Below are 6,000 nucleotides of genomic sequence, written 5' to 3'. Positions count from 1 at the left end.
CCGCACAGCTTGACCTGTACTCACACAGAGTCACCGATCATTACTCGGAAAGGCTCAGTAAGTGGCCGTACACTGCCCCTTTCCTGGAGTTGAGGAGCATCTGGAGGGAGAGGGCAAGCCATTCGAGTTGGCGCGCTCCGAACTCGTCGACGTACTCGTCGGGGATCTGGTACTCGAGGACGCCCTCATCGCCCGCGGCGTCCCCGTCGACGAGGACGTCGGCGCACCGGAAGTACTCGCGGACCCCGGCCAGGGCACGGACGCGGTCCGCGGTGGCGCGGGCGTTCAGCTCCGCCGCGACGAACTCGGCGAACCTGCTGCCTCCCCCGTCAGGGAGTACGGGGCACTCGTCGACAGGAACGTTCCTGCTGAGGTCGATCAGCGCGTCGACGCAGGTGTCCAGGAGCGTCTCGCGCAGCACGGCCACCCCGAGCGGCCGCTCCGCCGGTCCCGGGCAGGGCCGACTCGCAAGCAGGTACCGGTGCCCGTCCGAGCGCAGACCGCAACGGGCCGACAGTCCGTTGGCGTCCTCGACGAGGTCGAGTTCGAGCAGGCTCCGTCCCGTGTCGGTCACGGCGGCCCCTCCGGGCACGATTTCGTGGTCGCAGACGACTGGCGGGGACTCCCCGGGGCCGATGACGAGGAGGTCGTCGTCGCGAATGTCCAGGGCTCGCCACGCGCCGCCCTGGACGCACACGACGTGTCCGGCGTCGAGAAGGTATTCGACAATCGAGACGGAGAGCGGGCAGAAATCAACTCTGAAAAATAAAGAAAGCCGCCGCACGGCCACCCCTAGCGCAATGATTGCACATACTGAATTAATGCGCCCACGCCTGGGCACATTCGGGCGACAAACCCAGAGCATCAGAAGCTGATTGCCACTGAATCACATGGAACTTATTTCCCACAACCCTCGAGCATTTAATGCTAAAGATGCAGTCAAAGTTCGTGAATGAAGCTAACATGGGGAATGTCATGCGTCAAGGGTGAATTTGTTGCTTGTCTGGCATGGTTCGGATGCCCCTACGGCGTCCCGCCGGTTAGCCCGTTACGATAAGCACAAATTGATACGGTAATGAGCAAAAGGGCAGGTGGCGTCATATCGACGTGGCAATACCACAGGTCACGGCTTCGGCCATGGGGGCGTGCCGGACGCCCACCGCCGCCGAACACGGAGAGGCCGCGCTCGTACCCGCACGTGCAGAAAGGGGCGTGCCATAGACCAGGTACGGGTGCCGCCGTCCGCCGTTGGTCATTGATCGTTGGTCGGCATTCGGCGTCACGGTCGGACAGTGGTCGGGCGCGTCGAAGGTCACGTACCGGATGTTTCTGGTGCATGTCCTGAACTGACCACATGAACTGACCGAAAATGGTGCGGACCCCCCGAACGGGATGCGCGCGCGATCCGGTTGACCGAACCGATGGTGCCAGGGTGGTCTCGTGAAGCTCGCCCCCGGAGCCCGCCCAGCCCACGCACCCGGAGCCCCGACCAGCCCGAACTCCCTGATCAGGATCCTTTGTGCACCGGACCTGTACCAGATCGGCCCAACTCAGCTCGAAGCCCGACGCGCCTGTGAGGCCGCACGCAGACCAGCGCCGGCTTCGTCCGGCGGGTCCTGGTGGACTGCCGTCTCCCCTGCGGGCACCGCACGGGCCTCGTCCGGACACGGCTGTGCCTGTCGCCGCGCACCGGCGTTCGGTCACAGAACGGGAGTGAGGTCCAGAGCGGCCGGCAGGCGGAGCAGGAGCTCCGGTTCGGCACCGCGGTGACCGGCCTCGACGCGGGCCAACCAGGAACGGGCGCCCTTGGCCCGGGTCGCCGGAGCCGCCTGGCCGAGACCCTTGGAGAGCCGGATGCCGCGGACCGGCCCACCGGGCTTCGACCACCCTGTCAGGGTGGATTCTTCCGGCATCACACCTTCTCCGTCCTCGTCCGAGGACAAACGAAAACGGAATCCGGCTGGCAGAGACCGGATCCGGTCGCCCACGGATGGCTGCGGCGCATACGTGGTCGAGAGCTCAGCGCCCGGGGACCAGAGGGGGCGGTGCCGAGCCCACCCCTCGTGTCTCGTTCCGGGCAGGGGACGACCGGGGTCGAGGGCGGCCCCTGCCAGGCGCCAGGTCTGGCAGGGCGCACGCCGGCCGCTCTTCGTCCTCACCACAGACCACGTGCGATCGCCTCGTCCGCCACGGGGCGGAGCACGGGTCAGGGCTACCTCCCGGGCGGGAACGCATCCCGTGGCCGCACGCCCGCATGCGCCTCACCCCGGCTGTTCCCTCTGTGTCAGGCCAGTCCGGCGGTGACCCACACGGTTCCGTCACCGCCCGTTCGCCGTACCTGCACTTCCATCTCCGCGGCGCCGTACGGATCCACGGCCAGGCGCAGGCGTGCGGGGATGTCACCGAGCGAGAGCTCCGGTCCCACCGGCGCTCCGTCGACCACCACACGGGCCAGCCCCGTGGTATCAGCACTGGCACTCCCTGTGAGCAGTACCTCAGCATGGCCGCTCCCCTCCTCCCACCAGGTGTGCCCGACCGTCTCCCGGGTGTCGGAGGTGCTGCTCCACTGGTCGCGTCCACGGGCGGGGAGGATCGGACCGCCGACGGGCGGTGCGGCCCTCGGCCCGGCAGACCCGCGGAACAGCGCTGCGGCCTCACCCGGCTGGTGTCGGGACGCCTCCAGACGGGCCAACCGGCGACGCATGTCGCGTAGCTGGTCGAGGAGCGAGTCCGGACGGTTGACGCGGCTCACGGCGTCTCCTCCGTCGGTGTGACGGTGAGCCGGACCAGCTCCTCCTCGGCGTCGTCCCCCGGGGAGACCTCGTACTCCACGATGCGCGTCGTCACGTCGACCAGATCGGCGAAGAAGGGGGCGTCGATGATGAAGCGCGCGCGATCACCGACCCTGTAGGCGCCCAGGTGCGGCGGGTGGTCAGCCCGCACGGTCAGCTCCGGAAGGGTCACGGGACGTTCCAGGTTGCGTCGGCGCTGCTCGGCGAGTGCGCCCAGCAGGCTCCGATCGCTGATGTCGAGCGCGGACACAGCGCTCTCCAACAGGGGAACGGGCCGCGGACCGTGTGTGGTCATCGCCGAGAACTCAATCAACTGTTCGGCTCCGCTGCCCGCGCCCCGGGCGAACACCCGGCTCGCCGCGTCCGCGGCATCCATTGGCCAGTCGAAGTCGACCAGTCCGGCTCCGTACTCCCACAGGTGCGCGGCTCCCGACTGGTCCAGCAGGGGAGCGCCGAAGAGGACCGACCTCTCGGGAACGCCCCGCGCATAGCGGACGTCGGAGATGAAGTCGAAGCCGTCGACCGCGTCGGACAGGTCCGACAGGTCCGACAGCGCCTCCAGGACCGGCTTGAGGTCGAAGGGGTGGTAGGTGACGTCCCTCGGCGTGTGCGGGGCGCTGCCGCTGCGACGCACCCGGACACCCAGATCGCCGCCCGGGGGGCTCTGGGCGAGGTTGATCAGGGACTCGGCGATGGAGAGCTGGTCGACGTCCTCCTCCCCCTCGGCGGGAAAGCGCACTGGCGGTTGCTCCGCGACCGGAACCCCGGGCAGCAGCGGATAGCGCAGGACGAACCGGTGTTCGAAATAGGAGAGGAAGTCGGCGGCGCTCACCTCCAGCATGCCGTCCTCGGCCGTGTAACGGGTCGTCCAGATGCTCCCGCCCCACACCAGGACGCCGTCGCGGTCCACGTACAGCGCGGTCCGGCCCGGCTCGGTGAGCCGCCGGAGCGCCAGCGCCCGCACACGCGGATCACGGGTGAGCAGGTTGCCCCTGAAGGTGCCCGGGGCGTTGAGGACCCGGGTGAAACCCACCCCGGTCAGCGGGAGGTCACCGATGATCCTCCCGCTGAGCAGGTCGGTGACGTAGTAGGTGTAGGTGCCGCTCACGGTATCGCGGGCGGTTCATCGGGAAGGGTGCCCTCCCAGGGTGCGTCGGTGTGCCAGGACTCGTTCAGGTAGACCCACTCGCCTTCGGGTAGTGACCCGCTGTCGACACGCGGCAGCGAATCGAGCCACAGGAAGCCGTTGACGACGGCGAATCGCCTGATACCGAGATCCGTGCGCACGAGGGAGTGGAAGACACCGGAGGAGGGGAGGAAGGCCCGGTGGTCGGCCATGGAGGCCCGCCGCGGCCGACCCTCCCCCGTCGTCTTGGCGACGCGCCCGGCCAGGTGGACGGTGTCGTCGACCCGCCGGATACGCAGTGAGGACACCCCCGAACCGCCCCCGGCTGCACTGGTCGGTTCCCGACCCGGTGCGCACCGGCGCCGAGGAGGCGTTCGAGGACGCCTTCGCCCAGATCAGCGACCGCGTGGAGCGGCTCGCGCCCGCCTTGCACCCGGAAGGAACACCATGACCGTTCGGCCCCGCCAGTTCACCGTCGACCAGCAGTACTCCCTCAAGGTCGCCTCCGGCAACCTCGCCAAGGACTTCGCGGGGGTGTTCAACACCGAGACCATCGAGCGGTTCCTGCACTCCAGCTACGACCAGTTCGCGGCGCGCGCCACCATCGCCCAATTCTTACCGCTGCTGGCCGAGCGCTTCGCCCGCCAGCGGCTCAGCGCCCTGGCGCGGATCGAGAACAAGGTGGACGACGGCCGTCCCGTCGTGCTGTTCCTGTGCACGCACAACGCCGGGCGCAGCCAGATGGCGCTGGGCTTCTTCCAACACCTGGTCGGCGAGCGGGCGATCGCCTGATCCGGCGGTTCCGAGCCTAGCCAGGAGGTCAACCTGGCCGCGGTGGCGGCCATGAAGGAGATCGGCATCGACATCTCGACCGAGTTCCCCAAGCCCTGGACGGACGAGGTGGTTCGCGCCGCTGACGTCGTGGTGAGCATGGGCTGCGGGGACGCCTGCCCGGTCTTCCCCGGTAAGCGCTACGAGGAATGGACCCTGGAGGACCCCGACGGCCAGGACCTGGTCGCCGTGCGGTCGATCCGCGACGCCATCGCGGAGCGGGTACGCGCTCTGCTGGCAGAGCTGGAGATCGCCGTGTGAACGCGCTCGCGGGGCCCGTCCGGCCGCCAACGCGCTTCCAGGGGTCGCCGAAAGATCCGGTGGCGGCTGGGCGGTCCCGCCTCGGACCCATCGTCTTGGGGACTACCTCGGCGGCAGGGAATGCCATTGACCTCTTCGTGGAACCTGGAAGTCTGCCCCAGCGCGCGGAGCGCTGATCCTGGTTCGGGCGGTACCGCCCGTGTGCGCTACACCCATCCGACCTCGTGGGCGAGGACGGCCTCCTGGACCCTGTCGCCGCCGAGCTTTCCGGGGATGGGGCTGACGTGCGCCCTCACCGTCCCTCCCTGCATGTTCAACGCGGCGGCCGCTTCCGCGTTGGACATTCCGACGGCCCCCAGAGCCACCGCCCCGCTCGGTGAGCACTTCCGGGCGGCGGGTGATGCTGGCTGGGGGCGCGTGGGGCGTCCCCGTGGTCCATGGCGCGGACCGCGTTCATCGACTCACGTACCGGAGTGTCCTTGCGAGAGAATCCGCGTGCTCCCGCGCGCAGCGCCTGGTGAACGTACTCCTCCATGGCGAAGGTGGTCAGGACCACCACCACCGGCGCGCGGAAGAGGTACGGCGATTTCCGAGCCCGCGGCGAGCCCCATCCGTTCCGGGTACCCGGAGGTCAGGCGGGAGGACGTCGGGTCCCAGCTCCTGGGAGAGTTCGACGGCCTCGCGTCCGTCGCCGCCCCGAGCGGTCCCGGTCGGTGTCGAGCGGAAGCCGTGGTGGAAGGTCTCGCTGTACGCCCTGATCGGGTGCCTCGCCCGCATCGGTCGGTTGACAACCGGTGGCACCCGGGTTGGAATGACTCCTGTGTCGCGTGACGTCGGCCAAGTGGACGGCGACGGGTGGGCGGCACCGTACCCGGGATGATGCCGTGATCTCACACCGCACAGGCGCCGCCTGACTCCAGCGCGCTCGCGCCGCCCCGTACCGCTCACTCCCACGCGCTGCCGCGACGGTCCTTCCGCGAACCGGACCGG

At 68.9% G+C, this 6,000-nt stretch carries 8 protein-coding genes and 1 pseudogene; 3 read left to right on the top strand and 6 right to left on the bottom strand.

The genetic code is table 11. The features are described from left to right. Positions 1–40: 40 nt before the first annotated feature. The 5 genes from D456_RS26870 to D456_RS0115595 all read right to left on the bottom strand — a co-directional run bounded on the left by D456_RS26870 (position 41) and on the right by D456_RS0115595 (position 4,226). On the bottom strand, positions 41–574 hold the full coding sequence (locus D456_RS26870; RefSeq protein WP_204366780.1) for a hypothetical protein: 534 nt from the start codon (positions 572–574) through the stop codon (positions 41–43). A gap of 1,126 nt (positions 575–1,700) precedes the next feature. After that, positions 1,701–1,913, bottom strand: coding sequence for a helix-turn-helix transcriptional regulator (locus D456_RS27540; RefSeq protein ID WP_239643855.1), 213 nt, complete (start codon positions 1,911–1,913; stop codon positions 1,701–1,703). 371 nt (positions 1,914–2,284) lie between these two features. Next, positions 2,285–2,752 (bottom strand): hypothetical protein, encoded by a 468-nt coding sequence (locus tag D456_RS0115605; protein ID WP_017577120.1) that lies wholly within the window; start codon positions 2,750–2,752, stop codon positions 2,285–2,287. Beyond that, positions 2,749–3,900, bottom strand: a complete 1,152-nt coding sequence (locus D456_RS0115600) for a hypothetical protein (RefSeq protein ID WP_017577119.1) — start codon at positions 3,898–3,900, stop codon at positions 2,749–2,751. Before D456_RS0115600 ends, D456_RS0115605 begins: the two co-directional genes overlap by 4 nt. After that, complete coding sequence (locus D456_RS0115595) at positions 3,897–4,226, bottom strand: hypothetical protein (RefSeq protein ID WP_017577118.1); 330 nt, start codon at positions 4,224–4,226, stop codon at positions 3,897–3,899. The genes D456_RS0115600 and D456_RS0115595 overlap by 4 nt, the downstream gene beginning before the upstream one ends. Between D456_RS0115595 and D456_RS25725 the strand changes: the two genes are divergently transcribed. The 3 genes and pseudogenes from D456_RS25725 to D456_RS27535 form a co-directional block, all read left to right on the top strand. Continuing rightward, on the top strand, positions 4,217–4,369 hold the full coding sequence (locus D456_RS25725; RefSeq protein WP_017577117.1) for a low molecular weight phosphatase family protein: 153 nt from the start codon (positions 4,217–4,219) through the stop codon (positions 4,367–4,369). The genes D456_RS0115595 and D456_RS25725 overlap by 10 nt on opposite strands. Then, a complete protein-coding gene (locus D456_RS27925; RefSeq protein WP_017577116.1) occupies positions 4,366–4,710 on the top strand; it encodes a three-helix bundle dimerization domain-containing protein in 345 nt (114 codons plus the stop codon). Before D456_RS25725 ends, D456_RS27925 begins: the two co-directional genes overlap by 4 nt. A gap of 12 nt (positions 4,711–4,722) precedes the next feature. Next, positions 4,723–5,010 (top strand): annotated as a pseudogene (locus D456_RS27535) (arsenate reductase/protein-tyrosine-phosphatase family protein); the annotation flags it as partial. Positions 5,011–5,216: 206 nt separating this feature from the next. On the opposite strand, the gene D456_RS26865 reads toward D456_RS27535, so the two are convergent. Next, positions 5,217–5,354: a hypothetical protein gene (locus tag D456_RS26865; protein WP_160166732.1), complete on the bottom strand. Its 138-nt coding sequence runs from the start codon at positions 5,352–5,354 to the stop codon at positions 5,217–5,219. Positions 5,355–6,000 lie beyond the last annotated feature (646 nt).

This window comes from Nocardiopsis kunsanensis DSM 44524, assembly GCF_000340965.1.
Lineage (GTDB): Bacteria > Actinomycetota > Actinomycetes > Streptosporangiales > Streptosporangiaceae > Nocardiopsis > Nocardiopsis kunsanensis.
This window is presented reverse-complemented; position numbering and strand designations above follow the sequence as displayed.